The following is a 25,798-nucleotide window of genomic DNA, read 5'->3' as shown; positions in this document are numbered from 1 at the left end:
CACGCTGATGATCAAAGCGGCTCCGCTGCCGCAGACCTATCTGAAGAATGTCGCCGGCATCAGCGTCACGCCAGCACACCGTCGTCGTCTGGAATCGCTCGACCTGATCGAGGTGACGCCCAAACCGAGGATCATCCTGGAGTTGACCGACAAGGGCTGGGAACGAGCCGCCCAGGAACTGGGGGCGGAGCCGCCGGCCAGGGCCGGTACGACGGGCGGAACCCTCTACGTCGTACTCGACTTCCTGCGCCGGTTGATCGACCATTCGGGGACTCGCGCCGACGACCTGTTCCGGATGCAGATCAAGGCAGACGAGGTCGCCCTCACGCCCCAGCCGGTCGCCGCCGGTTCGGCAGATCCGGTCACCCGGATTCGGCAGGCGTACCACGGGCTGGCCGGGGGACCCGGCGACTACGTCATGCTCGCCGACCTGCGTGCCGCGCTCGGTGACCTGCCCCGTGCCGAGTTCGACGCCGCCCTGATCCAGCTCAACCAGGAGCGCAACGTCCACCTGGTGCCGGAGTCCAACCAGAAGGTGCTCCGGCCGCATGAACGGGCCGCCGCCGTGCACATCGGCAACCAGGACAAGCACCTCATCGCCATCTCGTCATGACCAGCGAGCAGGAACGGCGAGCGCTGGCTGCGCTGCGGTTCAACTGGGCCCCGACCCCTGACGACGTCTGGAAGCCGGCGCCGTTCCATGTGGAGGCGCTGCACCACGACGTGCTCCGGACCGTGCTGGACAGTTTCACCGAGGCGGACCACAGCGCCGACTCCAGCCCGGTGGGGGTCGCGATCCTCGGTCAACGGGGAACCGGCAAGACCCACCTGCTCGGCACGGTGCGGCAGGAGGTGCAGCAGCGCGGGGGGTTCTTCTTCCTGGTCGAGCTGTTGGAGGCTCGGGCGTTCTGGCACAGCACCGCGATGTCGCTCCTGGCAGGTCTGTCCCGGCCGATGCCGGACGGGACGACCCAGCTGCGTACCTTCCTGCGCCGGCTGGCGGACCGTACCGACGCTCCCCGGACCGTGCGCCGAGCGGTCACCGGGGACACCGAACTCAGTCGGTCCGCCCTGGATGCCTTCGTCGACCTTGTCCGTAAGGCGAACCGCCAGGTAGGCACCGAGTGTCAGGACACCCTCCGGGCGTTGGTGCTGTATGCCGCCGAGTCCTCGGACCTGGAGGACATCGGTTACGACTTCCTGTCCTCCAGCGACGAGGAGGAGCCGGGCACCCGGACAGCCTGGGGCCTGCGACGTAACCGGCGGGCACCGCAGGAGGTGGTTCGGGACACGTCGCGGCTGCTGGCCATGGTGGCACCGGCGGTGATCGCGGTCGACCAGATCGACCTGATGGTCGCCCAGTCCGTCAAGGCCACCAACCAGGAGGTCCGAGGAGAGATCGACTGGCAGACGTCGCTGTTGCTGGAACAGGTGGCAAGTGGCCTGATGGCGCTGCGCGAGACCACCAAGCGCTCGCTGTCCGTGGTGTCCTGCCTGCCGCAGACCTGGCGTGACCTCAAGGAGCAGGCCACCGACACCGTCCAGGACCGATTCCGCGAGGCGGCCCCGCTCAAGGAGATCCCCTCCGTGGAGGTGGGGCGGGAACTGGTCGCGAAGCGGTTCGCGGTGCTCTTCGACGAGGTGGGGTTTACACCGCCGCACCCCACCTGGCCGGTTCACCCGGCCGCGTTCGACGAGGTCGTCGGGTTCACGCCGCGTGAGCTGCTGCGCCGTATCGACACGCACGTGCGGGCCTGCCTGACCAGCGGTGAGATCCGCGAACTGTCGCACCTCAAGTACGGCACCGCCGGCCCGGCGACCGCAGTGACCGGGGTACCGCCGGTCGGCGCGCGGCTGGCCGACGAGTTCGCCAAGATCGACGCACGGTACGCGGAGCTGATCGCCGGGGCGGACCCGGAATCCGCCCTGACCCAGCAGACCGAGGACGTGCAGGTGCCGGGGCTGCTCAAGGCCGGGTTGACGGCCTGGATCGCCGCGCAGGGCACCGGTGTCGACAGCTTCAGCCTCGACCCCATTCCCGCCGGAGGGAAACCGGCCCTGCACGCCCGACTGCGGCACAGCCTCGACGACGAGAGCGAGGACGAGGAGCACTGGTCGTTCCGGGCGGTCTGCGCGCCGCACCACATCGCCGCGCTCAACCGGATCCGCAACGCGGTCACCGCCGCCGGGCTCACCGAGGGAGTCGCCAAGCGGAAACTGTTCCTGCTGCGCACGCCGGAATGGTCACGCGGTGCCCGGACCCGTGAGGTGCTGGACGCCTTCACCCGGGCCGGTGGCCGGACGATCTCCTTTCCCGCCGCCGACATCCGCCGCCTGATCGCCCTGGAACAGCTCGTTCAGGACTTCGGGCTCGAGATGTTGCGGCCGTGGTTCGCCGACCGGCGGCCGGCTGCCGAGATCACCTGCCTGCGCGAGGCGCTGGGCAGCGGACCCGAGGTGACCGAGGCGAGGGTGTCCGCGATCGGGCCCGGCGGTGCGACTCCGCCGGCTGTCGCTGTGGCGTCGCCGGGCGGGCCCGTCCATGCGGCGTCGCCGGGCGGTCCCGTCGGCGTGGCGTCGCTGTCATCCGTGTCTGCGGACATGGCGGGACCGCCGGTCGGGGGTGTTGTCCCCGACGCGGTACAAGCGATGCCGGCGCCCGGCCCGGGCATACCGGCAGGCCCACTCGTGGCCGGGATGAATCCGGAGCGGGTGGACATCGGAGTGGTGTCCGGTCGACCAGACCCGGTGCGCGTCGAGCTCGAATCCCTGCGTCGGCACACGGTGATCTTCGCTGGATCCGGCTCCGGCAAGACCGTCCTGATCCGCCGACTGGTCGAGGAGTGCGCGCTTCGTGGCGTGTCCGCCATCGTCCTCGATCCGAACAACGACCTGGCCCGCCTCGGCGAGGCGTGGCCGGCAGCGCCGACCGGCTGGGGGCCGGACGACCCGGACCGGGCCGCGGCCTACCTTGCCGGTACGGACGTGGTGATCTGGACGCCGGGCCGGCAGGCGGGTCGGCCACTGAGCTTCCAGCCGCTGCCCAGGTTCGTCGACGTGCTCGACGACCCGGACGGGTTCACGGCGGCGGTGAACGCCGCAGTGGCGACCCTCGCCCCGCACGCCCGGGTGGACGGCGGCACCGACAAGGCTCGGCTGGGCCGGGCGGTGTTACGGGAAGCGTTGATCAGTTACGCCCGGACCGGAGCCAACAACCTGCCTGAGTTCACCGAGGTGCTCAACGAGCTGCCCGACGGGGTCAGCCAGCTCGACGGTGCACAGAGGCTGGCGGCGGGCATGGCGCAACTGCTCAAGGCCGCGCTGATCAACGACCCGCTCCTCGGCGGCGCCGGCACCCCGGTCGACCCCGGTGAGCTGCTCACACCGCCACCGGGTAGACGTGCCCGGGTGTCGGTGATCAGTTTCGTCGGGTTGCCCGAGGACCACCAACGGCAGAGCTTCGTCAATCAGCTGCAACTCGCCCTGTTCACCTGGATCAAGCGTCATCCGGCCGGTGACCGACCACTGGGCGGACTCTTCGTGATGGACGAGGCCCAGACGTTCGCCCCGTCCGCTGCCAACACGGCGTGTACTCAGAGCACCCTGGCGCTGACCTCGCAGGCCCGCAAGTACGGTCTGGGACTGGTCTTCGCCACGCAGGCACCGAAGGGGCTGCACAACCAGATTCCGGGCAACGCGGCCACCCAGTTCTTCGGCCTACTGACCGTGCCCGTGCAGATCGAGGCGGCCCGGGACGTGGCCAGAGCGAAGGGGGCCGACATCACCGACGTCGGCAGGATGCGTACGGGGCAGTTCTACGCTGCGGTCGAGGGCGGTCGGTTCGTCAAGATGCAGGCTCCGATGTGCCTGAGTCACCATCCGCGTAGTCCGCTGACCACCGAGGAGGTCGTCCACCGCGCGGCCAATCCGACGGCCGTACGGTAATCGGAAACGACGCGCTCGCGAACCGCGTTCGGTGCCGGTCGGCGTCGCAGCCGTTGGTCGGTCACCGGCCGGCGAGGGCTCCGGCCGGTGGGGGTAGGGCGAACTGCCAGCCGTCGGCCCGCAGGGGTGGGATGACGGCGTCGACGGCCTCGACGGTCTGACTGCGGTCGCCGCCGCCGTCGTGCAGCAGCACCACCGCGCCCGGGGTGACACCCTCGGTGAGGCGGCGGGCCAACTCGTCGGTGCCGGGTGGCACCCAGTCGGTGACGGCCAACTGCCAGCCCATTGGCCGCATCCCCAGGGCGGTCGCCACCGTCGGGGTCTGCCCCCAGGCGCCGTACGGGGCCCGGAAGTAGGGCAGTGGGGTCTGCGGTACGGCCCGGCGGATGACCGCGTTGGTCTCCAGCAGGTCCGAGGCGATCCGACCCAGGGTCCAGTCGCTCATGTCGTCGTGGTGCATGCTGTGGTTGCCCAGCGCGTGCCCGGCGGCGATGATCCGGCGGACCAGGTCGGGGTACTTCGCTGCCTGATCGCCCTGGAGGAAGAAGACCGCCGGCACGTCGTGGCCGGCGAGCACCTCGAGCAGGCGGGGGGTGTGCACCGGATGGGGTCCGTCGTCGAAGGTCAGGCAGAGGACCCGGTCGGTACCGATCGTGACTTCGGGACATGCCGCGACGCCCGGCGCGGACCTGGAGTGGGGTGCGGTCGGCGGGGGAGAGGTGCGAGGTGACATGCGCTCAGACCTTTTGGCGGTGGGTGGCGTGGTCGAGGTCGGCGCTGTCGCCGCCGAGGTACTGCACCTGTCGCCCGTCCTCGGCCCGGGTGGGATACAGATGGTGCGGATTCTTGGATGACCGACCATCGTGGACATCCAGGACCGATGGGAAGATGCCGCCCAGGGGCAGAAGGGGCGGGTCCGGGTGGACTCCGGGGAGTACGGCTCTGCGCAGCGACCGGGTGGCCGTCACGTCTGCGTTCTCGGTCGACATGTTCGACTCCTTCAGGCTCCGATCCCGGAGCACTTCCGGAACTTCGCCGTGGGACACGCCTGGATTTCCCACACGCTAGCGGCTTGAGTCTGCTTGCGACACCCCTCTTGACCGCGCATGTCAATGCGTCGTAACGTGCCGGCCATCACCTCGAAAATACCGGCATTGACCTGAAACTTTCGGCATGCCGACTTGGGCCTCTCGCCGTGTGTGGCGGTGCGCGCGCACGTCCCAGGGTTGAAGGGATAAGGCATGACACTGCACGTCTCCCGCAGGTCGCTGCTCGGTCTGGCCGGTGCCGGTGCCGGTGCGGTCCTGCTGGGAGGCTGTGCGGACGACGAGTCCGACGGCCCGGTCGGTCCACAACGGATCAACTGGTGGCACATCCAGAACACCGATCCCATGCTGCCGGTGTGGGCCGAGATGGCGCGGCTGTACGAAACCCGCCACCAGAACGTCACCATCGAGGTGACCCCCCAGGAGAACGAGGTGTTCAAGGCCGAGTTGGCCAAGGTCACCAAGGCCGGCTCGCCACCGGATCTGTTTCAGTCCTGGGGTGGCGGGCTGCTGCGCGAGCAGGCCGAGGCGGGGCTGGTCAAGGACATCACCTCGGAGGTGTCCCCCTGGATCGGGCAGCTGTTACCGGCCGCGCTGCAGCCGTACACCGTCAACGGTCGGATCTACGGCATCCCGTTCGACATCGGCATGATCGGCTTCTGGTACAACCGTGACCTCTTCGCCGAGGCCGGCATCATCTCGCCGCCGAACACCTGGTCCCAGTTGCTGACCACGGTCAAGAAGCTCAAGTCCGCGGGCATCGTGCCCATCGCCCTGGCCGGTAAGGACAAGTGGCCCGGGCACTACTACTGGGCGTACCTGGCGATGCGCATCGGCGGCCTGGGCGCCTTGCGGCGGGCGGCCGAGGACGGCGACTTCAACACCCCGGACTTCGTGGCCGCTGGCGAGCACGTCCGTCAACTGACCGACCTGGAGCCCTTCCAGCGTGGTTGGCGGCGCGCCGAGTACGGCTCCGACGAAGGTCAGGCCGCGGCGATGGGCAACGGTGAGGCCGCCATGGAGCTGATGGGCCAGTGGGCCCCCTCCATTCAGGCCTCCTCGTCCACCAGCAAGCTGGGCATCGGCGGGCAACTCGGCTTCTTCACCTTCCCGATGGTGGAGGGCGGCAAGGGCGAGGCCACGGACGCCTTCGGTGGCGGTAACGGCTTCGCGGTCGGTCGCAACGCGCCCCCCGCCACAGTGGACTTTCTGCGGTCGCTGCTGCGGTCGGAGAACCAGCGTTGGGCGGCGGAGACCGGTGCCGTGCTGCCCACCAACCTGGCCGCCGTCGGCCGGATCAAGGACGCGAACAACCAGGTGGTGGCGGCGCATCTGGCTGTCGCCAGCGGGTTCCAGCTCTATCTCGACCAGGCCTTCCCCCCGGCGGTCGGCGAGCAGATCAACAAGAGTGTCGCCGATCTGATCGTCGGCTCGAAGCGGCCCGACCAGATCGTCAAGGACATCACCAGGGTGGCGCAGAAACAGTAGTGATGTCCGTTGGTCGACCAGTCGGCTGCGGCACGGTGACGTTTGAGCAAAGGGAGGGCCGCGTGGGTGTCAACGACAACCGCACGGTGACCATCGCGGCGATCGCCCGCCTGGCCGGGGTGTCGGTGCCGACGGTGTCGCGGGTGATCAATGGTCGTTCGGATGTGGCTCCGCAGACGCGTCAGCGGGTGGAGGAGTTGCTGTCGCGGCATGGGTATCGGCGTCGGCCGCCGAGTATGCGGGCCAGTTCGGGTCTGGTGGATCTGGTGTTCAACGATCTGGACAGTCCGTGGGCGGTGGAGATCATTCGTGGGGTGGAGGATGTGGCTCACGCCGCCGGGGTGGGCACGGTGGTCTCCGCCATCCACCGGCGTACCTCCTCGGCGAAGCAGTGGCTGGACAACATCCGGACCCGCTCCACCGAGGGGGTCATCTTCGTGACCTCCACCCTTGAGCCCCCGCAGCAGGCCGAGTTGCGTCGGCTCAACATCCCTGTGGTGATCGTCGACCCGGCCGGTGTTCCCTCCCAGGACGCACCGACCATCGGCGCCACGAACTGGGCGGGCAGTCTGCGGGCCACGGAGTACCTGATCGGTCTGGGGCACCGGCGGATCGGGTTCATCGCCGGACTGCCGCAGTTGATGTGCAGTCGGGCCCGGATGGACGGCTACCGGGCCGCCCTGGAGGCCGCCGGACTGCCCATCGACGATCGGCTGATCCAGCCGGGCAACTTCTACCACGAAGCCGGGTTCGCCGGCGGGTCGCGGCTGCTGGCCCTGGCGGATCCGCCGACGGCCATCTTCGCCTCCAGCGACCAGATGGCCCTCGGGGTCTACGAGGCCGTACGGCAGCGCGGGCTGCGGATGCCCGGCGACGTCAGCGTGGTCGGCTTCGACGACCTGCCGGAGGTGCGGTGGTGCTCGCCTCCGTTGACCACGGTCCGTCAGCCGCTGGCCCAGATGGGGATGCTGGCCGCCCGTACGGTGCTGCGGTTGGCCAAGGGGGAGAAGGTGGAGAGCCCTCGGGTGGAGTTGGCCACCGAACTGGTCATCCGGGACAGCGCGGCCGCTCCGAAGGGCTGATCAACACGCTCCCGCACGGCCCCGACAGGTGCTCCGGCGATGACCGCTGGGCGAATGTGAATTGCACCAATTACCGGTAGGCGGCTGGAATTTCTCAGCACTAGGGTAAGGAGGGCAGCCGGCCGCCCGTCCCGGCCGCTCCTCGTCGCCGCGCGGGCTGTCGCCGTACCGGTTGGGAGTGCTGTGGCCGCCAGAGAAACCCGCAAGGTGACCATCTCCGTGATCGCAGACCTGGCCGGGGTGTCGGTGCCGACGGTGTCGCGGGTGATCAATGGTCGTTCGGATGTGGCTCCGCAGACGCGTCAGCGGGTGGAGGAGTTGCTGTCGCGGCATGGGTATCGGCGTCGGCCGCCGAGTATGCGGGCCAGTTCGGGTCTGGTGGATCTGGTGTTCAACGATCTGGACAGTCCGTGGGCGGTGGAGATCATTCGTGGGGTGGAGGATGTGGCCCACGCCGCCGGGGTGGGCACGGTGGTCTCCGCCATCCACCGCCAGAACACCTCCGCCGAACAGTGGCTCGACGGCATGCGGCGGCGCGGCACCGAGGGGGTCATCTTCGTGACCTCCATGGTCGAGCCGCCGCTACAGGCCGAGTTGCGCCGGCTCAACATCCCTGTGGTGATCGTCGACGCGGACGGGCTGCCGGCCCAGGAGGCGCCGACGATCGGTGCCGCCAACTGGGCCGGTGGCCTGCGCGCCACGGAGTATCTGATCGGTCTGGGGCACCGGCGGATCGGGTTCATCGCCGGGCCGCCGCAGTTGATGTGCAGTCGGGCCCGGATGGACGGCTACCGGGCCGCCCTGGAGGCCGCCGGACTCACCTTCGACGAGACCCTCGTCTGCCCGGGCGACTTCTACCACGAGGCCGGGTTCGTCGGCGGCGGGCGACTGCTGGGGTTGGCGGACCCGCCGACCGCGATCTTCGCCTCCAGCGACCAGATGGCTCTGGGGGTCTACGAGGCCGTACGGCAGCGGGGGCTGCGGATTCCGGACGATGTCAGCGTGGTCGGCTTCGACGACCTGCCGGAGGTGCGGTGGTGCTCGCCTCCGTTGACCACGGTGCGTCAGCCGTTGAGCGAGATGGGGATGCTGGCCGCCCGTACGGTGCTGCGGTTGGCCAAGGGGGAGCGGGTGGAGAGCCCTCGGGTGGAGTTGGCCACGGAACTCGTCATCCGGGACAGTGCCGCCCCGGTGGCATAGGAGTTTACCGATAATTTTCCGGAAGCTGTTGACCGGAGTATCGGTCACCGCCCACGATGGAACTGGTCACCCGTTCTGCGAACGAAGTGATCAGGTGGTCGCCCGCCGTGCCCGCGGCACCGCCGAACCTGGCCCGCGTCGACCGGACAACTGATCGTCCGGCCGGCGCGGGCACCTTCGTTCTGCTGTCGGCAGATCTGCTGACGGTGAACCGGGCTCCCGTGGCTCCTCGACCAGGGGCAGGGTGAGGCGTATGCGACTGCTGATGCTGGGTGGAACGGGATTCGTGGGCGGGGCGACGGTCTCCGAGGCCCTCGATCGTGGCTGGTCGGTCACGGTGTTCAACCGGGGGCGGCACGGGGCTCCTCCGGCCGGCGTACGACGTCTCGTGGGTGACCGCCTGACCCCGGACGGCCTGGGCGCGCTCGCCGACGGCGAGTGGGATGTGGTCGTCGACACCTGGGATGGTGCGCCCAGGGCCGCAGGGCAGGTGGCGCGGCTGCTGGCCGGTCGGATCGGCCACTACGTCTACGTCTCCAGCGGCTCCGTCTACGCCCCGCCGGTGCCGGCCGGGGTGACCGAGCGGGATCCGGTGGTCGAGGCCGACCCGGAGGCCACCGAAGGTGACTACCCCCAGCTGAAGGCCGGTGCCGAGCGGGCCCTGCGGGAGGTGTTGGGCGACCGGGTGTTGCTGGCCCGGGCCGGGCTGATCCTGGGCCCCGGCGAGGACATCGGTCGGCTGCCGTGGTGGCTTGGCCGCATCGCCCGCGGCGGCGAGGTGCTGGCACCCGGTCCCGCCGACCTGCCGGTGCAGTACATCGACGTCCGGGACCTGGCGGCCTACCTGCTGGACTCCGGGGCGGCCCGGCGCGGCGGCCCCGTCAACGTGGTCGGTCGGCCCGGGTCGGCCACCTTCGGTGAACTGCTGGCCGCCTGTCTCGACGCCACCGGTGCGGACGCCCGGCTGCGCTGGGTCGACCCGGAACGGATCCTCGCCGCCGGGGTCGTGCCCTGGAACGACCTGCCGATCTGGATTCCACCTGACCACGAGTGGCGGTGGCTTCAGCAGAAGGACGTCACCCGCGCGTACGCCGACGGGCTGCGCTGCCGACCCCTGACCGAGACGGTGGCCGACACCTGGTCCTGGCTGCGCCGGGTCGGCCAGGTGCCGTCCCGGGCCGGTCGGCCGCCCCGGCCACCGGTCGGTCTGGACCCGCACCGGGAGGCCGCACTGCTCGCCACCCTGCCCGGCTAGGCGTGGTGGTGTACCGGCAGGTCCAGCACCTCGTCGACCTCCCGGCGAGGGGTGGGCCAGCCGGGCTGGCCGTACCCGACCCGCATCACCATCTGGGGGGCGCCGAAGCGTCCCAGCGACACCCGTAGCTGCTCGCGGGCCGAGGGCACCTCGACCGGCTGGGACAGCATGGACACCGACAGGCCGGCGTCGGTGGCGGTGAGCAGCACCCGCTGCATCGCCTGACCGGCGATGACCTGGTCGACCGCGGTGTTGCCGGGGGAGCCGAGCACCGCTACCAGGGGCTCGGGTTCGAAGTCGCGGCCGGGGGGTCGGTGTCGGTCGCCGAAGTCCCGGGCCGGCAGCAGGTCCTGCGGCTCGGCCAGCGGGCCGCCGGCGGTGACCGGTACCCCGTCGGGGGCGTGCTCGCGGCGAATCCAGGCCTGCCGTTCCGCCCGGTAGGCCGGGTCGCGTTCGAGGACCCGGTTGGCGCTGTGCGCGATCTCGGCGAAGGCGTTGACCGCACTGACCCCGATCAGCAACTCCAGCCAGCAGTGCTCGGCACGGGCCGCGTCACCGAGCCGCCAACGGGCGTCGGCCGGTACGGGGTCGGGCCAGAACGGGGCCCGGTTGCTGAACCGGCGGGGGATGGCGGCGTGCAGGTTCTGCTCGGCGGGGGTGGGTCGGCGGGGCACATCCGGCACCAGTCGGGCCACGACGTCCGGCTCCGAGGGGTACGGCCGCAGCCGTACCGTCGCCGGGGTACCGGCCACCGCCAGGGCCAGTCGCAGGTTGAACAGGGCCGCTCCGGCGGCTAGGCGGGCACCCCAGCCGCTGGGGTCGGTGGCGGGCAGCCGGCGGGCCGGGTCGATCAGGACCTCGATGGCACCATCACGGAGCCGGAACCGCCACGGCTGGACGTTGTGCAGGGACGGCGCGCGGATCGCGTCGATGGCGGCGGTCCGCAACTGTTCGACCGTGTAGCCGTTTTCCATGGTCGTACCCCCTCACACTCACCCGTTACATCCACGGTGCGCCCTCACCACCCCTCCAGAGCAGGGCCACACGTCCCGAACCCCCAGGACCCCCGCCCACCCTTGCCCGCATCTCCCATGGCCCCCGGCCCTCGGCGTTGATCAAGAGGTTTCGGTCTGGATCCGGGCGTACGCGGACGTAAACCTCTTGATCAACAGGGTTGAGGGGGAGGGTTGGGACCTTTGGCCCGTGCGGGGGGTGGGGTGGGCGGGGTAGAAACGGGGGATGATCCGGGTGTTCTTGCTCGACGACCACGAGGTCGTCCGTCGTGGCCTCGCCGACCTGCTGCAGGCAAGTGGCGACATTGAGGTGGTTGGTGAGTCCGGTTCCGCGCAGGAGGCGGCCCGCCGGATTCCCGCGCTGCGGCCGGACGTGGCGATCCTCGACGCCCGGCTGCCCGACGGCAACGGCATCGACGTGTGCCGGGACATCCGGGCGGTGGACTCCTCGATCAAGGGGCTGATCCTGACCTCGTACGAGGACGACGAGGCCCTGTTCGCCGCGATCATGGCCGGGGCCTCCGGCTACGTGCTCAAGCAGATCCGCGGCACCGACCTGGTAGACGCGGTACGCCGGGTGGCGGCCGGTCAGTCGCTGCTCGACCCGGCGATCACCACCCGGGTGCTGGACCGCATCCGCAGCGGGGTGGAACAACCCCGCGAGTTGCAGGCCCTCACCGAGCAGGAGCGGCGGATCCTGGAGTACGTGGCCGAGGGGCTGACCAACCGGGAGATCGCCGGCAAGATGTTCCTGGCCGAGAAGACGGTCAAGAACTACGTCTCCAGCGTGCTGGCCAAGCTGGGCCTGGAGCGGCGCACCCAGGCCGCCGTCCTGGCCACCCGCCTGCTCGGCAAGAGCACCTAGCCCGGCCCCGGCAGGGTGAGCTGCGCTGGTCAGTCCCGCAGGGGGATCGACCAGTACAGCTCGGTGCCCTGCGGCTCGGCCGGGCGTACCTCGAAGGTCCCGCCGTGGCGTTCGGCGCGTTCACGCAGGTTGACCAGGCCGCCCCGGGCGGCCGCCGGGTCGCACCCGACCCCGTTGTCGGCGACGCTGACAGTGACCCGGGTGGCGTCCACACTCACGGTCACCGACACGGCCGAGGCCTGGGCGTGGCGTACGGCGTTGGAGAGGGCCTCCCGCAGCACGGCGGTGAGTTCGGGACGGACCGGGTCGGGCACGGCGCTGTCGATCGGCCCGACCAGCTCCAGCCGAGGGCGGAAGCCCAGGGATTCGGCGGCCACCTCGACGGCCTCACGGATCTCGGTACGCAGCGCCGCACTCACCGGGCTGCGCAGCTCGAAGATGGTGCGCCGGATGTCCTTGATGGTGGCGTCCAGGTCGTCGACCGCCGCGTTGATCCGCTTGGCCAGCTCCGGACGGCCGGCCAACGGCACCGCGCTCTGCAACTGGAGGCCGGTGGCGAACAACCGCTGGATGACCACGTCGTGCAGGTCCCGGGCGATGCGCTCGCGGTCCTCCAGGACCACAAGCTGTTCCCGTTCCTCCTGCCCCCGGGCCCGTTCCATGGCCAGGGCGGCCTGCCCGGCGAAGCTGCCCAGCAGCACCACGTCGTCGTCGGTGGCCCCGTCGTGGTCGACGCTGTGCGCGATCACCAGCACCCCGTGCAGGGTGTCGGCGGTGGCCAGCGGCGAGATCACCGCCGGGCCGGTGTGCAGCACCGCCGGCCAGGGCGCGGCGTGGGCCAGGTCCTCCACGGAGGTGTGCCGGCCCTCGGTGACCGGGCCGGCGAAGCTGGTGTCCTCGGCCGGCAGCACCGTGCCGACCAGCGCGCGGGCCTGGTCGCCGGCACCGTCGACGACCTCCACGGTGAAGTGCTCGGCCATGTCGTCGTAGAGCAGCACCAGGGCCAGCTCGGCCTCGGCGACCTCCCGGGCCCGGCGGGCCACCAGGGTCAGGGCGTCGGTACGGCGTACCTCACCGAGCAGCAGGGAGGTGATCTCGGCGGTGGCGGACAGCCAGCGTTCCCGCCGGTTGGCCAGGGCGTACAGCCGGGCGTTCTCGATCGCCACCCCGGCCGCCGCGGCCAGCGCCACGACGATCTCCTCGTCGTCCTCGGTGAACTGGGCGCCGCCCTGCTTCTCGGCCAGGTAGAGGTTGCCGAAGACCTGGTCCCGGATGCGGATCGGCACCCCCAGGAAGGTGTGCATCGGGGGATGGTGCGGCGGGAAGCCGTACGAGTGGGGGTGCTGGGTGATGTCCGGCATCCGCAGCGGCTTCGGATCGTCGATCAGCAGGCCGAGCACCCCCCGGCCGTGCGGCAGGTCACCGATCTTGGCGTGCAGTTCCGGGGAGATGCCGTGGGTGATGAAGTCGTGCAGGGTCCGGTCCGCCCCGATCACCCCGAGGGCCCCGTACCGGGCGCCGGCCAGCTCACAGGCCGACTGCACGATCCGTAGCAGGGTGCTGTGCAGATCCAGGTCGGTGCCGATGCCGACCACCGCGTCCAGCAGGGCGCGCAGCCGTTCCCGGCTGGTCACCACCTCGCCGACCCGGTCCAGCATCTCCTGGAGCAGTTCGTCGAGGTGGACCCGGGACAGCGGACTTAGCCCGAGGGAGGGGGGCTCGTGGCGGGGGTTCGGGGCACCGAGAGTCACCAGGCGATGCTATCCGGCGCACCGCCGGGACAGAACGCCCGTGTTGATCACCCTTCCAGAGCGGAGGTGTCCACCACCTGTTCCCGGGGCAGCCGGGGGGTGTGCGGGGGGCCGGCGTGTTCCGGGTCGGCCACCCCCAGCCGCAGGGCGAGGTACGGGTGACCGAAACCGGCCAGCACCTGTCGCAGGATCTGTCGGGTGCCGCCGACCTCCACCACCCCGCTCAACGGCACCACGGACACCCCCAGCCGGGTGGCGTGCAACCAGGCCGCGGAGAGCGCCTCCCCGGCGCGCAGCCAACTGAGGGGATTGTCCTCGTCTCCGTACAGCACCCCGTAGGAGGCCGCCCGGTCGTGACCCGGACCGCCCGGCAGGGCGCCGGGGCGGCCGAAGTCCCTGCCCGGCACGGTGGTCTGGGCGGGCTGCTCCAGCAGCACCTCCGGGGGAAGTCCGCTGCCACCGGCGCGGCTGGTCCAGTAGTCCAGTTCCTCCCGCAGCGCGGAGTCCTCCGACTCGACCGCGGCGGCGTGCGAGGCCGCGGCGGCCAGTTGCAGCACCTGGTCCCGGTCGAGGATCTCCAGGTGGACCCCCTCGGCGGCGGCCGCCGAGGCGATCGCGGACAGGGCCTGCTCGCTCACCGGCTCCTCGCTGACCGGCCGCCGGTCGGTGTGCCGCACCTGCATGCACTGCACCATGTGCATGGCTTCCGGGTCGGCTCCGGAGGGCTGCGGCGTGGTCAGCCGGGCCAGCAGGTCCGGCTCCTCCGGATCGGGCAGCCGGTACACCTGGGCGGTCCAACCCTCGGCGGCCAACGCCAGCCGCGCGTGGTGCAGGGCGGCACCGCAGCTGAGGGTGACCAACTGGCCGGTGGGGTCGGTGGCGGTCGGCTGGCGGTCGCGGACCACCCGCAGCTCCAACGCCTCCGGCAGTACCCGCCACCGCCAGGGTTGGGTGTTGTGCACCGACGGCGCGTGGCCGGCCATCGCGGCGGCCTCCACCAGGGCGGTGGTCAACGGGCGGGTAGCCGGGGTCTGCTGGCTCATCGTCACGACCTTTCCGTATGTCCCCATCGTGCCGCACCCGGGTACGGCTGTGGGGCGGGTCTCGTTCATCCTGGGCCACACCTCGGTCGTCCGCACGGCCGGATGGGCCCCTCGGCAGGGGCACTCCGGCCCCGATTCTGCCCGGCCTCGGCGGCCCGTCGACGGTGGCGGCAGCCGACTTTGGGTGCCCCGCGGGGCGGAAGTGGCCGACATCGGGGTCCCCGGGTTGGGACGATCCGCTGGTGGGAGTGCAGTCGCAGGCCGGCGAGCCGGAGCGCGGTCCAGGGGAATGCCTGCCGGAGCACCCGGCCGGACCGGGTCGCTCCGGTCGGCACGGCCTGCGCTGGGGGTTGTGGGCACCGCTGACCGGTCTGACCGCGCTGGTGCTGGTCGGGGTCGGGTTGCGGTTGGCCGGGCGTACCGGTGCCGCCGACCTGGTGTGGGCGGGAGTCACCCTGGTCGCCCTGCTGCCCGCCGCCGTCTCCGTACTGCGTGACCTGTGGCGGCGCCGGTTCGGGGTGGACGTGATCGCGGTCCTGGCGCTGGGAGGCGCCCTGGGGGTGGGGGAGTACCTGGCCGGTGCGGTGATCGCGGTGATGCTGGCCACCGGGCGGACCCTGGAGGCGTACGCACAGCGGCGGGCCACCCGGGACCTGCGGGCCCTGCTGGAACGGGCCCCCCGCACCGCCCGACGGCGCACCCCCGAGGGGAATATCGAGGTGGTGCCGGTGGACCGGGTGGCGGTGGGGGACCGGCTGCTGGTCGGCCCCGGGGACGTGGTCGCCGTCGACGGGGTGACGGAGGAACCCGCGACCCTGGACGAGTCCGTCGTCACCGGGGAGTCCCGGCTCGTCGAGAAGGGGATCGGGGCGGCGGTGGCCAGTGGGGTCGTCAACGCCGGTGCCGCCTTCGGACTGCGGGCCACCGAGAGTGCCGCCCGCAGCACCTACGCCGGCATCGTCCGGCTGGCCGAGGAGGCCACCGCCCGCAAGGCGCCGACCGTACGCCTGGCCGACCGGTACGCCGCGGCCTTCGTACCCTTCACCCTCCTGCTGGCCGGCCTGGGCTGGGTGGTGTCCGGTGATGTCGTCCGGGCGGTGGCCGTGCTGGTGGTGGCGACCCCCTGCCCGCTGCTGCTGGCCACCCCGATCGCCATCGTCTCCGGGCTGTCCCGGGTGGCCCGCCGGGGGGTGCTGGTCCGCGACGGGGGGTCCCTGGAGTTGCTGGGCCGGGCGCGGACCCTGCTGGTGGACAAGACCGGCACTCTGACCGGCGGTCGTCCCCGGGTGGCCGAGACCCTGGTGGCCCCCGGCGGGGACCCCGAGGAGGTGTTGCGACTGGCCGCCTCGGTGGAGCAGTTGTCCCCCCACGTACTGGCCGCGGCCCTGGTGGACCAGGCCCGTGACCGGGGACTGCGGCTGACCATGCCGACCGAGGTGACCGAGGAGGCGGGCAGGGGGGTGCAGGGCCGGGTCGACGGGCGGCGCATCCGGGTAGGGCAACTGGCCGGGGACCCCCCACCCTGGGCCCGGGCCCGGCTAACGGAACCGGGACAGTCCGCGGTCTGGGTCACCGACGAGACCGGGCCGATCGGCGCGATCCTGCTGGCCGACCCGGTCCGCCCGGACGCCCGCCGGGTGGTGGACCGGCTGCGCACCGCCGGCCTGACCCGGATCGTGATGGTCACCGGCGACCGGCCGGACGCCGCCCGGCGGGTGGCCGAGGAGGTGGGGGTCGACGACGTGGTGGCCCACTGCACCCCGCAGGAGAAGGTCGCCCGGGTGCAGGCCGAGGCCGATCGGGCGGTGACCGTGATGGTCGGCGACGGGGTCAACGACGCACCGGCGTTGGCACAGGCCCATGTCGGGGTGGCCATGGGGGCCACCGGGGCCAGCGCCTCCGCGGACGTGGCCGACGCCGTGCTCACGGTCGACCGGCTGGATCCCCTGGCCGACGCGGTGGAGATCGCCCGGTACGCCCGCCGGATCGCCGTGCAGAGCGCCACGGTCGGCATGGGCCTGGCGGTGTGCGCGATGGCGGTCGCGGCGGTCGGCTACCTGCCCCCGGTGGCCGGTGCCTTCCTTCAGGAGGGCATCGACGTGCTGGTGATCCTCAACGCCCTGCGGGCCCTGCACGGGGGTCTGCGCGCCTCCGCCTCCCCGTCGGCCTGAGTGCCGGCGGGGAGGCGAAGGAATCGCTCAGCGTTCCCGGACCACCGCTACCGGGCAGTGGGCGTGTTGGATGAGCTGCTGACTGACCGAGCCGAGCAGCATGCCGCGTAGCCCGCCCCGGCCCCGGCAACCGACCACCATGAGCTGCGCGTTGCGGCTGGCCTCGATCAGCAGCCCGGCGGGTGCGGCGGCCACCGCCTCCACGGTCACCTCGACGTTCGGGAAGGCCGCCTGCCAGCGGGCCAGGGGCTCGTCCAGATCGGCGCGATGCGCGGCCAGCGCCGCCTCGCGGGCCTGCTCGCCGCGCAGGTGCCACTGCTCCCGTCCGGGCTGCCAGGCCCGCACGACGTGCAGCGGCACCTGGCGCAGGGCCGCCTGCTCGACGGCGAACCCCAGGGCCAGCAGGGACTGCTCCGAGCCGTCCACCCCGACCGCGACATGTCCCTCCCGGCCCGCACCGGCGGTCTCCTGACGGACCACCACCACCGGGCAGTGGGCGTGGGCGGTGACACTGACGGCGGTGGAGCCGGCCAGCAGGCCGGTGAAGCCGCCGTGCCCCCGGCTACCCAGCACGACCAGGCCGGCCTCTTTGGAGCACTCCTCCAGCACCAGGGCGGGTGGCCCGTCGAGCACCTCACCGCTGATCGTCAGGTCGGGGTGCGCGGCGGCGGCCTCGGCAGCCGCCTTGCGTACCAACTCCTCGACCTCCTGGCGGGCCTGCTCGTCCGGCCACATCCCCGGGGTCATGCCGGGCCCGATCCAACCGGCCACGGTCAACCATTCGAAGACGTACGCCAGCCGTATCGGCCGGCCGTCCCGGTGGGCCTGTCCCAGCGCCCACTCGAGGGCCACCGCCGCGTCCGGTGAGCCGTCGTAGCCCACCACGATCTGCTCGTCGCTCACGATGATCACTCCCTACCGGTTGGTCGGGTCGGTCTCGCGGACCCAGCGCCACTCGGCGACCCGGGGGTCGTCCTCGCCGTACTGCCGGGTGTAGTCGCGGCAGGATTGCCGGGCGTCGGTCATCTTCTGGCGCAGGTGGGCGGCGCGGGAGGCCAACCCGGGCACCCGGTCGATCACGTCGATCACCAGGTGGAAGCGGTCCAGGTCGTTGAGCATCACCATGTCGAACGGAGTGGTGGTGGTGCCCTCCTCCTTGTACCCGCGCACGTGCAGGTTGCGGTGGTTGGTGCGCCGGTAGCTGAGCCGGTGGATCAGCCACGGGTAGCCGTGGTAGGCGAAGATGATCGGCTTGTCGCGGGTGAACAGGGTGTCGAACTCCGGGTCCGGCAACCCGTGCGGGTGCTCCGAGGGTGGCTGCAACCGCATCAGGTCCACCACGTTGATCACCCGGACCTTCAGCTCCGGCAGGTGCTGGCGCAGCAGGTCGGCCGCGGCCAGGGTCTCCAGGGTCGGCACATCACCGGCGCAGGCGAGCACGACGTCCGGTTCGCTGTCGTCGTCCGTGCTGGCCCAGTCCCAGATGCCCAGGCCCCGGCGGCAGTGCTGGATGGCCTCGGTCATGCTCAGCCAGTTGGGTGCGGGCTGCTTGCCGGCCACCACCACGTTGATGTAGTGCCGGCTGCGCAGGCAGTGGTCCATCGTGGACAGCAGGGTGTTGGCGTCCGGCGGCAGGTAGACCCGGACCACCTCGGCCTTCTTGTTCACCACATGGTCGATGAAGCCCGGATCCTGGTGGGAGAAGCCGTTGTGGTCCTGCCGCCAGACGTGGCTGGACAGCAGGTAGTTCAGCGACGCCACCGGCATCCGCCAGGGGATGTCCCGGGTGACCTTCAGCCACTTGGCGTGCTGGTTGACCATCGAGTCGACGATGTGGATAAAGGCCTCGTAGCTGGTGAAGATGCCGTGTCGGCCGGTCAGCAGGTAGCCCTCCAGCCAGCCCTGGCACAGGTGCTCGGAGAGGACCTCCATCACCCGCCCGTCCGGGGAGAGGTGGTCGTCGCCGGGGACGGTGCCGGCCATCCAGGCCCGGTCGGTGACCTCGAAGGCCGCCTGGAGCCGGTTGGAGGCCACCTCGTCCGGGCCGAACAGGCGGAAGTTCTGCGGGTTGGCGACGAGCACGTCGCGGATCCACTTGCCCAGCTCGCCGGTGGCCCCGCTGGCCGTAGCGCCCGGTCGGGGCACCTCGACGGCGTAGTCGCGGAAGTCCGGCAGCTTCAGGTCACGCAGCACCTGTCCGCCGTTGGTGACCGGGTTGGCGCTCATCCGGCGGTCACCCGAGGGGGGCAGCGTGGTCAGATCCCGAACCGGGGAGCCGGTGGCGTCGAACAACTCCTCCGGCCGGTAGCTGCGCAGCCAGCGCTCCAGCTCGGCCAGCTGTCCCGGGTTCGTCCGCACCTGCGACAGCGGGACCTGGTGGGCGCGGAAAGTGCCCTCGACCTGCTTGCCGTCGACCTCACTCGGGCCGGTCCAGCCCTTCGGGGTACGCAGCACGATCATCGGCCAGCGGGGACGCTGCACGGTAGCGCCGGAGCGGGCCTGGTGCTGGATCTCCGCGATCTCGTCGAGGACCCGGTCGAAGGTGGCGGCCAGCAACTCGTGCACCGCCGCGGGCTCGTCACCGGCCACCACGTACGGCTTGTAGCCGAAGCCGCGCATCATGTCCAGCAGGTCGGACCCGGGAATCCGGTCCAGCACGGTCGGGTTGGCGATCTTGTATCCGTTGAGGTGCAGGATGGGCAGCACCGCTCCGTCGCGGGCCGGGTTCAGGAACACGTTGGACAGCCAACTGCCGGACAGCGGGCCGGTCTCGGCCTCCCCGTCGCCGATCACGCAGGCGACCAGCAGATCCGGGTTGTCGAAGGCCGCGCCGTAGGCGTGGCTCAGGGCGTACCCCAGCTCGCCGCCCTCGTGGATCGAACCCGGCACCTCCGCGGCCACATGGCTGGGGATGCCGCCGGGGAAGGAGAACTGGCGGAACAGCCGGGCCATGCCGACCTCGTCGCGGTCGATGCCGTGATACCGCTCGCTCCAGGTGCCTTCCAGCCAGCTGTTCGCTACCAGGGCCGGACCGCCGTGTCCGGGGCCGGTGATGTAGATCGCGGACAGGTCCCGAGCCACGATCACCCGGTTCAGGTGGGCGTAGATCAGGTTCAGGCCGGGGGAGGTGCCCCAGTGGCCGAGCAGCCGGGGCTTGACGTGTTCGGGGGCCAGCGGCTCGCGCAGCAGCGGATTGTCGAGCAGGTAGATCTGGCCCACCGTCAGGTAGTTGGCCGCCCGCCAGTAGGCGTCCAGCCGGCGCAACTCCTCATCGGTCAGGGTGCTCTCTAGGTTCAGGGCCGTGTCCATAATGGTTGAGCCTCTCCCTGCTCGGCGGATTCTGCATCCGCAACGGGCGTTACTCCTTGAGTCTGTCGATATCGGCGGGGGTGGATCAGGGCCAATGGTCCCGGCGGCCCGGGTGTCATGGCCCACCGATGACCGGTGCACGGGTCAGCCCCCGCACCACGATCACCGGCGAGGGGGCGTGGTAGAGCACCGCCTGGCTGACCGCGCCGAGCATGCCGCGCCAGGGCTGGTCGCCGCGCGCGGAGACCACCGTCAGCTGCGCCGAGCGGGACTGGTCGATCAGGACGGAGCCGGGATCCCCGCAGACGACATGACATTCGGCCGGGGTCTGCGGACGGCCGGCGCCCACCCGGCCCACCAGTTCGCGCAGCAGGCTGGTGGTCGCCTCGATCTCGGACTGCCGCTCGACCACCCGGATGGACAGCAGTCGGGCCCCCAGATCCGCGGCGGCGGTGAAGGCCCAGGCCAGCGCGATCTCGGCGGCGGGCGACCCGTCCACCCCGACCAGCACCGGGCCCTTCGGTGGCGGTTCGCGTCGGACGACCAGCACCGGGCAGTCTGCCCGGGCGGCCACCTGCACGGCCGGGCTGTCCGCCGGGATGCAGCGGGCGCAGTGGGCCATCCCCCCGTCGCCCACGGCCACCAGGAACGCCGACTCGGACCTGCGGACCAGATTCGCCACCGCCGAGCCCTCGACGATCTCGGTGGTGAGGGCCACGTCGGGCTCGCTGAGCCGGATCGCCTCGGTGGCCTCGGAGATCAGCCGCTCCGCGTCGGCCCGGGAACCGGAGACCGCCGGCCCCTCCATCGCGGCCCAGTTGAAGGCGTGCAGCAGATGTACGTCCCGACGCTGGGCGGCGGCCACTTTGGCGGCCACCCGGGCCACCGGCAGGGCGTCCTGCGGGCCGATGCCGGCCAGCACGGGTGCGTCGCCGGCTCGGTTGTCGGCCGGCATCGGTGCCTCGCTGGCTGAGGCCATCGGACCTCACCCCCTGTCGTGCTGACCTGCGTCTGAGGCTAGTCGTGGTGATGCCGTCAGGGAGGGTGATCGGAATACTGGCCGGCGGGTTCGGTCGACACCGGCGCATCGCCGCCCGATCGGTTCGCACGATCTGAAACCCTCCACCACGGGTGAATCTGCCCACGCGGCGTCGGGTCGCCGAACCTCGTACCATGCCGCACACTGGCGCCGTGGAAGCTGGAGAGCAGGCGCGGTCGCCGCGCAGCGCGGTGGTGGTCAACCCGGTGAAGGTGGAAGACCTCGACGCGCTGCGCCACACCGTCGAGGACACTCTCGCCGCCGCCGGATGGCCCGCGCCGCTGTGGTACGAGACCACCGTCGAGGACCCCGGCCGGGGACAGACCGAACAGGCCCTCGCCGCCGGTGCCGAGGTGGTCTTCGCCTGCGGCGGGGACGGCACCGTACGCGCCTGCGTCAGTGCCCTGGTCGGCACCGAGGTGGCGCTGGCCGTACTGCCCCAGGGCACCGGCAACCTGCTCGCGGCCAACCTGGGCCTCTCCACCGACCTGGCCGCCGGGCTGGCGGTGGCCGTGGAACGCGGACGGCGACTGCTCGACGTCGGAGAGGTGGACGGGCAGCACTTCGCGGTGATGGCCGGCATGGGCTTCGATGCGCAGATGCTCGCCGCCACCAGCGAGACCACCAAACGGCGGATCGGCTGGCCGGCGTACGTGGTGGGGGCGATGCGGCACCTGCGGGACCGGCCGATGCGGGTGTCCATCCGGTTGGACGACCAGCCCCCGATCACCCGCCGGGTCCGCTCGGTGCTGGTAGCCAACGTGGGTCGGCTCCAGGGCGGGGTCACCCTGCTCACCGACGCCGCACCGGACGACGGCTACTTCGACATCGCCGTGCTCAGCCCGCGTAACCTGCGGCACTGGCTGGCCCTCGGCTGGGGGGTGCTGCGCCGCCGGGACCGGGTGCCCCGGATGGAGGAGTTCCGGGCCCGACGGGTCGAGATCACCAGCAACCGGGCCCAGCCCCGGGAGCTGGACGGCGACCTGATCGAGCCGGGGAGCACCCTGCGGGCCCAGATCCACCGGCGGGCGCTGTGGTTGTGCGTACCCCGGCCGGAGCAGGCGCCGGACCTCACCGAGGACGCCTCCGCCGCCGCCGAGCGAGGTGAACGACTCGTCGAAAAGGGCCACCGGTGAGCGCGAGGAGTGAGCCTGCGAGCCCCGTGGTCGCGAGTGAGAGTCGCCTGCGGTGAGTAGCACCAAGTTGGTGCCGGAGACCCGGCTGATGTCCGACGAGCAGCTCTGCGCCGACCACGCCTGGCAGACCCTGCGTCGGGAGGGCGGCTGGCACCTGCTGCGCGACGCCTTCACCCGGTTCCGGTACGGGGACGGGTTCAGCCACTCCCGGGCCTTCGCCTTCCAGCTCTGCCTGGCTGTGGTGCCGTTCCTGATCGCCTTGACCGGGCTGATCGCCGAGCTGGGTGCGGCCGTGGGCGGTGAGGTGGTCGCCGACACCGTGCTGGCGTTGACCCCCGGGGCCAGCGAGCAGGTGGTCGCCGAGCTGCTCGGCGACGGCAGCGGTGCCGGCGCCGAACGGGCCGAGGACATCGGCGAGGTGGCGCTCACCCTGGGTCTGATGACCGGCCTGGTGGCGTTGACCAGCACGATGGCGCAGATAGAGCGCGGCGCCAACCGGATCTACGGTGTGGAACGGGACCGCCCGGCGCTCCGCAAGTACCTGCGCGCGGCCGTCCTCGCCGTCACCGCCGGTCTGCCGGCCCTGGTCGGGTTCCTGATCCTGGTCGGCGGTGGGCCGATGGGGGACTCGGTGCAGCGGCACTACGCCTGGGGAAAGGTGGCCGGCGCCGGCTGGGATGTGGTCCGCTATCCGCTCAGCCTGGGGCTGACCGTGCTCGCCGTGGCGGTGCTGTTCCGACACGCCCCCCGCCGCCACCAACCGGGCCTGTCCTGGTTGTTCTTCGGCGCCGGTACCGCCACCGTGCTGTGGTGGCTGGCCAGTCTGCTGCTCGCCGGGTACGTCCGGTTCAGCGCGGACTTCGGACAGACCTACGGGGCGCTGACCGGGATCATGGCGCTGCTGCTGTGGGCCAACCTCACCGGCATGGCGCTGTTCGGAGGGCTGGCCTTCGCCGCCCAGTTGGAGGCGGTACGCATCGGGGTGCCGGAACCCGCCCAGCCGGACCTGTGGCAGCCGGAGGCCCAGGGTGGCGAGCTGTCCGACCCGGGGGAGTTGAGCACCCTGCGGCCCGACGCGCCGACCCAGGGGTGTACCTGACAGATCGACCGGGTACTGCGGCACGCCAGAGGACGAAGGAGGCTGGGCGTGGGCGCGGTCAGGGACGTGGTGCGTCGGCCCTTGGGGCACTTCACCGAACGTACGCTCGCCGGCTTGGCGCTCGTACTCGGTGCCGGGGTCGGTTTCGGGTTGATGCTGGTGCTGGTCCGCGTGCGGTGGTCTCCGCTGTACGACGTCGACCACGGGGTGGCGCAGTGGCTCAACGACCAGGTGTCGCCGATCGGCCCCCTGGTCACGGTGCTCAACGCGATCACCGACCTCGGGGGTAGACCGGTCATCATCTGGCTGGTCACCGTCGCGGTGGTGGGGTTGCTGATCCGGCGACAGGGTCGGCTGGCGGTCTTCGTGATCGTCACCGGTGCCGGTGCCCTGATCCTCGACCCGACCCTCAAGACCCTGGTGGACCGGTTGCGCCCCGAGGTGGACACCCCGATCGGGTCGTACGCCGGACAGAGCTTTCCCAGCGGCCACGCCCTGGGGTCGATGGTCGCCTACGGTGCCCTGCTGCTGGTCTTCCTGCCCGCGGTGGCCCCGCGCTGGCGTCGGGCGGTGGTGGCCCTGGTCGGCCTGGTGGTCTTCCTGATCGGCTTCACCCGGGTCGCGCTCGGTGTGCACTTCCTCTCCGATGTGATCGGTGCCTGGCTACTCGGCGCGGCCTGGCTGGGCGTCACCGCGTACGCCTTCCGGCTGTGGCGGCTGGAACGGGGACGGCCGGTGGCCCCGCTGACCGAAGGGCTGGAACCGGAGGCGGCGCACGAGGTGGCGCCCGCCCCGGACGAGGAGAAGCTGCTGCCGCACGCCCGCGCCGGCATCGCCGAGATCATCGTCGGCTGGGTGCTGATCTTCGGTGCCCTGTACGCCTTCGGCATGTTCGTCAGCTACCACGCCAAGGACACCTTCCTCGGCACCTGGGACGAGGTGGTGCCGACCTGGTTCGCGCAGCGGCACACCCCGACCCTCAACGACCTGAGCTGGTGGTGGAGCAAGGTCGGGGACACCCACGCCATCCTGCTGGTCTCGATGGTCTTCTGTCCCCTGGTGCTGGCCATCTGGCGGCGCTGGCGACCGGTGCTGTTCGTGGCGTTGGTGATGTTCGGCGAACTGACCCTCTTCCTGGCCACCGCCGCCGCGGTGGACCGTCCGCGCCCGCCGGTGGAGAACCTGGACGGGCCGATGCCCACCTCCTCCTTCCCCTCCGGCCACATCGCGGCCACGCTGTGCCTGTGGGTGGCCATCGCGGTCATCGTCTACCCGCGTACCGACCGGTGGTGGCGGTGGATCTTCGTGGCGCTGGCGGTGGTGATGCCGGTCGGGGTGGCCATCTCCCGGATGTACCGGGGCATGCACCATCCGACCGACTTCATGGGGGCGATCCTGCTCACCGCCACCTGGATCGGGCTGCTCTACTGGGTGCTGCGCCCCAACGAGGACGTCCACGAAGGCAACCAGCCGACGATCGAGTCGGAGGAGGTCGACACCCTCGACGACGAGTTGGCCAAGGCCGGTCGGGCGGACTGAGCCGCCGTGCTGCGCGTGGTCACCTGGAACATCCGCAACGGGGGTCGGGACTCCGGTGGCCCGGATCGGCGCGAGGCCCTGCTGCGGGTGATCGCCGAAGCCCGCCCGGACGTGCTGGCCCTGCAGGAGCTGCGCGGACTGGACCTGCCGGCCTTCGCCAACCGGGTGGGTCTGCGGGCGTACCGGGCCGGCACCTGGTTCGGGCAACCGGTCGGGGTGCTGGTCCGGCCGGCCTGGCCGGTGCTGGCCGTGGCACCGGTACGCCGCCCGTTCCACCACGCCGCGCAGCGGGTCACGATCGGCACGGACGCCGGCCCGTTGACCGTGCTCGGCACCCACCTGCACCCGTACTCCGGTCGACGTCGGCTGGTCGAGGCCGGGTGGCTGGCCGCCGCCCTGCGCCGGGCCCGCGACGGCCTGGCGCTGCTCGCCGGTGACCTGAACACCCTGGACCCGTACGCCGAGCACGTCGAGCGGATCGCCCGGCTGCCGCAGGCGTACCGTCGCCGGCACCTGCGCTCCGACGGTCGGACCCCGGACACCCGGGCGGTGGCCCGGCTGCTCGCCGCTGGCCTGGTCGACCTGGGCGCGAACGCCGGCCCCACCGTGCCCACCGGCTACGGCGGCGCCGAGTTCTCCGACATGCGCCTGGACTACCTGCTGGCCACCCCCGCCCTGGCCACCCGCCTGCACACGGTCGAGGTCCTCCGCACCCCGGAAACCCACCAGGCCTCCGACCACCACCCCCTCCTGGCCACCCTCTCCCTGACCGCCGGGCTCTGAACCCCGTTGATCAAGAGGTCTTGGTCTGCCGGCT

Annotated in this window: 20 protein-coding genes; 12 read left to right on the top strand and 8 right to left on the bottom strand. The window is 71.4% G+C overall.

Going from position 1 to position 25,798, the window contains the following annotated elements; genetic code table 11:
- Positions 1–7: 7 nt before the first annotated feature.
- Positions 8–613, top strand: coding sequence for a hypothetical protein (locus OIE53_RS14065; RefSeq protein WP_327022012.1), 606 nt, complete (start codon positions 8–10; stop codon positions 611–613).
- Positions 610–3,945, top strand: a complete 3,336-nt coding sequence (locus OIE53_RS14060) for an ATP-binding protein (protein WP_327022011.1) — start codon at positions 610–612, stop codon at positions 3,943–3,945. The genes OIE53_RS14065 and OIE53_RS14060 overlap by 4 nt, the downstream gene beginning before the upstream one ends.
- A 61-nt stretch (positions 3,946–4,006) precedes the next feature.
- Here OIE53_RS14060 and OIE53_RS14055 read toward each other — a convergent pair whose 3' ends face one another.
- Both OIE53_RS14055 and OIE53_RS14050 read right to left on the bottom strand, forming a co-directional pair.
- A complete protein-coding gene (locus OIE53_RS14055) occupies positions 4,007–4,678 on the bottom strand; it encodes a polysaccharide deacetylase family protein (RefSeq protein ID WP_327022010.1) in 672 nt (223 codons plus the stop codon).
- Positions 4,679–4,682: 4 nt separating this feature from the next.
- Positions 4,683–4,934 carry a hypothetical protein gene (locus tag OIE53_RS14050; protein ID WP_327022009.1) on the bottom strand — a complete coding sequence of 84 codons (252 nt, stop codon included), beginning with the start codon at positions 4,932–4,934 and terminating at the stop codon, positions 4,683–4,685.
- Between the two features lie 252 nt (positions 4,935–5,186).
- Here OIE53_RS14050 and OIE53_RS14045 point away from each other — a divergent pair, with 252 nt between their 5' ends.
- The 4 genes from OIE53_RS14045 to OIE53_RS14030 all read left to right on the top strand — a co-directional run bounded on the left by OIE53_RS14045 (position 5,187) and on the right by OIE53_RS14030 (position 10,016).
- On the top strand, positions 5,187–6,479 hold the full coding sequence (locus OIE53_RS14045; protein WP_327022008.1) for an extracellular solute-binding protein: 1,293 nt from the start codon (positions 5,187–5,189) through the stop codon (positions 6,477–6,479).
- 62 nt (positions 6,480–6,541) lie between these two features.
- On the top strand, positions 6,542–7,561 hold the full coding sequence (locus tag OIE53_RS14040; protein ID WP_327022007.1) for a LacI family DNA-binding transcriptional regulator: 1,020 nt from the start codon (positions 6,542–6,544) through the stop codon (positions 7,559–7,561).
- A gap of 183 nt (positions 7,562–7,744) precedes the next feature.
- Positions 7,745–8,761 (top strand): LacI family DNA-binding transcriptional regulator, encoded by a 1,017-nt coding sequence (locus OIE53_RS14035; RefSeq protein ID WP_327022006.1) that lies wholly within the window; start codon positions 7,745–7,747, stop codon positions 8,759–8,761.
- A 253-nt stretch (positions 8,762–9,014) separates the two neighbouring features.
- A complete protein-coding gene (locus tag OIE53_RS14030; protein WP_327022005.1) occupies positions 9,015–10,016 on the top strand; it encodes a reductase in 1,002 nt (333 codons plus the stop codon).
- On the opposite strand, the gene OIE53_RS14025 is transcribed toward OIE53_RS14030, so the two are convergent.
- On the bottom strand, positions 10,013–10,990 hold the full coding sequence (locus OIE53_RS14025) for an Acg family FMN-binding oxidoreductase (protein WP_327022004.1): 978 nt from the start codon (positions 10,988–10,990) through the stop codon (positions 10,013–10,015). The two genes, OIE53_RS14030 and OIE53_RS14025, sit on opposite strands and share 4 nt — an antisense overlap.
- A gap of 265 nt (positions 10,991–11,255) precedes the next feature.
- On the opposite strand from OIE53_RS14025, the gene OIE53_RS14020 reads away from it, so the two are divergent.
- On the top strand, positions 11,256–11,894 hold the full coding sequence (locus tag OIE53_RS14020) for a response regulator transcription factor (protein WP_327022003.1): 639 nt from the start codon (positions 11,256–11,258) through the stop codon (positions 11,892–11,894).
- Between the two features lie 29 nt (positions 11,895–11,923).
- Here OIE53_RS14020 and OIE53_RS14015 read toward each other — a convergent pair whose 3' ends face one another.
- Both OIE53_RS14015 and OIE53_RS14010 read right to left on the bottom strand, forming a co-directional pair.
- Entirely contained in the window at positions 11,924–13,552 is a 1,629-nt protein-coding gene (locus OIE53_RS14015; protein WP_327027191.1) for a sensor histidine kinase, read from the bottom strand.
- Between the two features lie 140 nt (positions 13,553–13,692).
- Complete coding sequence (locus OIE53_RS14010; RefSeq protein WP_393336953.1) at positions 13,693–14,688, bottom strand: Acg family FMN-binding oxidoreductase; 996 nt, start codon at positions 14,686–14,688, stop codon at positions 13,693–13,695.
- 242 nt (positions 14,689–14,930) lie between these two features.
- On the opposite strand from OIE53_RS14010, the gene OIE53_RS14005 reads away from it, so the two are divergent.
- Positions 14,931–16,859, top strand: coding sequence for a heavy metal translocating P-type ATPase (locus OIE53_RS14005; protein ID WP_442791341.1), 1,929 nt, complete (start codon positions 14,931–14,933; stop codon positions 16,857–16,859).
- 27 nt (positions 16,860–16,886) lie between these two features.
- Here OIE53_RS14005 and OIE53_RS14000 read toward each other — a convergent pair whose 3' ends face one another.
- The 3 genes from OIE53_RS14000 to OIE53_RS13990 all read right to left on the bottom strand — a co-directional run bounded on the left by OIE53_RS14000 (position 16,887) and on the right by OIE53_RS13990 (position 21,147).
- Entirely contained in the window at positions 16,887–17,762 is an 876-nt protein-coding gene (locus OIE53_RS14000; RefSeq protein ID WP_327022001.1) for a universal stress protein, read from the bottom strand.
- 12 nt (positions 17,763–17,774) lie between these two features.
- Complete coding sequence (locus OIE53_RS13995) at positions 17,775–20,168, bottom strand: phosphoketolase family protein (protein WP_327022000.1); 2,394 nt, start codon at positions 20,166–20,168, stop codon at positions 17,775–17,777.
- A gap of 115 nt (positions 20,169–20,283) precedes the next feature.
- Positions 20,284–21,147, bottom strand: coding sequence for a universal stress protein (locus OIE53_RS13990; protein ID WP_442791340.1), 864 nt, complete (start codon positions 21,145–21,147; stop codon positions 20,284–20,286).
- Positions 21,148–21,341: 194 nt separating this feature from the next.
- On the opposite strand from OIE53_RS13990, the gene OIE53_RS13985 reads away from it, so the two are divergent.
- The 4 genes from OIE53_RS13985 to OIE53_RS13970 are packed head-to-tail and all read left to right on the top strand — an operon-like array spanning position 21,342 to position 25,764.
- On the top strand, positions 21,342–22,343 hold the full coding sequence (locus tag OIE53_RS13985; RefSeq protein ID WP_327021999.1) for a diacylglycerol/lipid kinase family protein: 1,002 nt from the start codon (positions 21,342–21,344) through the stop codon (positions 22,341–22,343).
- Positions 22,344–22,395: 52 nt separating this feature from the next.
- Positions 22,396–23,442, top strand: coding sequence for a YihY/virulence factor BrkB family protein (locus tag OIE53_RS13980; protein ID WP_327021998.1), 1,047 nt, complete (start codon positions 22,396–22,398; stop codon positions 23,440–23,442).
- A gap of 48 nt (positions 23,443–23,490) precedes the next feature.
- A complete protein-coding gene (locus OIE53_RS13975) occupies positions 23,491–24,981 on the top strand; it encodes a phosphatase PAP2 family protein (protein WP_327021997.1) in 1,491 nt (496 codons plus the stop codon).
- Between the two features lie 6 nt (positions 24,982–24,987).
- A complete protein-coding gene (locus tag OIE53_RS13970) occupies positions 24,988–25,764 on the top strand; it encodes an endonuclease/exonuclease/phosphatase family protein (RefSeq protein WP_327021996.1) in 777 nt (258 codons plus the stop codon).
- Positions 25,765–25,798: the final 34 nt, after the last annotated feature.

It is taken from the genome of Micromonospora sp. NBC_01739 (assembly GCF_035920385.1).
Classification (GTDB): Bacteria; Actinomycetota; Actinomycetes; order Mycobacteriales; family Micromonosporaceae; genus Micromonospora.
This window is presented reverse-complemented; position numbering and strand designations above follow the sequence as displayed.

Bases quoted from the DNA above. Each gene is read 5' to 3' on its own strand.
- OIE53_RS14010 (WP_393336953.1), bottom strand. From the start codon at position 14,688: ATGAGCCAGCAGACCCCGGCTACCCGCCCGTTGACCACCGCCCTGGTG.
- OIE53_RS13995 (WP_327022000.1), bottom strand. From the start codon at position 20,168: ATGGACACGGCCCTGAACCTAGAGAGCACCCTGACCGATGAGGAGTTG.
- OIE53_RS14015 (WP_327027191.1), bottom strand. From the start codon at position 13,552: ATGCTGGACCGGGTCGGCGAGGTGGTGACCAGCCGGGAACGGCTGCGC.
- OIE53_RS14055 (WP_327022010.1), bottom strand. From the start codon at position 4,678: ATGTCACCTCGCACCTCTCCCCCGCCGACCGCACCCCACTCCAGGTCC.
- OIE53_RS14030 (WP_327022005.1), top strand. From the start codon at position 9,015: ATGCGACTGCTGATGCTGGGTGGAACGGGATTCGTGGGCGGGGCGACG.
- OIE53_RS13990 (WP_442791340.1), bottom strand. From the start codon at position 21,147: ATGGCCTCAGCCAGCGAGGCACCGATGCCGGCCGACAACCGAGCCGGC.
- OIE53_RS14045 (WP_327022008.1), top strand. From the start codon at position 5,187: ATGACACTGCACGTCTCCCGCAGGTCGCTGCTCGGTCTGGCCGGTGCC.
- OIE53_RS14060 (WP_327022011.1), top strand. From the start codon at position 610: ATGACCAGCGAGCAGGAACGGCGAGCGCTGGCTGCGCTGCGGTTCAAC.
- OIE53_RS14025 (WP_327022004.1), bottom strand. From the start codon at position 10,990: ATGGAAAACGGCTACACGGTCGAACAGTTGCGGACCGCCGCCATCGAC.
- OIE53_RS14020 (WP_327022003.1), top strand. From the start codon at position 11,256: ATGATCCGGGTGTTCTTGCTCGACGACCACGAGGTCGTCCGTCGTGGC.
- OIE53_RS14050 (WP_327022009.1), bottom strand. From the start codon at position 4,934: ATGTCGACCGAGAACGCAGACGTGACGGCCACCCGGTCGCTGCGCAGA.
- OIE53_RS14065 (WP_327022012.1), top strand. From the start codon at position 8: ATGATCAAAGCGGCTCCGCTGCCGCAGACCTATCTGAAGAATGTCGCC.
- OIE53_RS13985 (WP_327021999.1), top strand. From the start codon at position 21,342: ATGCCGCACACTGGCGCCGTGGAAGCTGGAGAGCAGGCGCGGTCGCCG.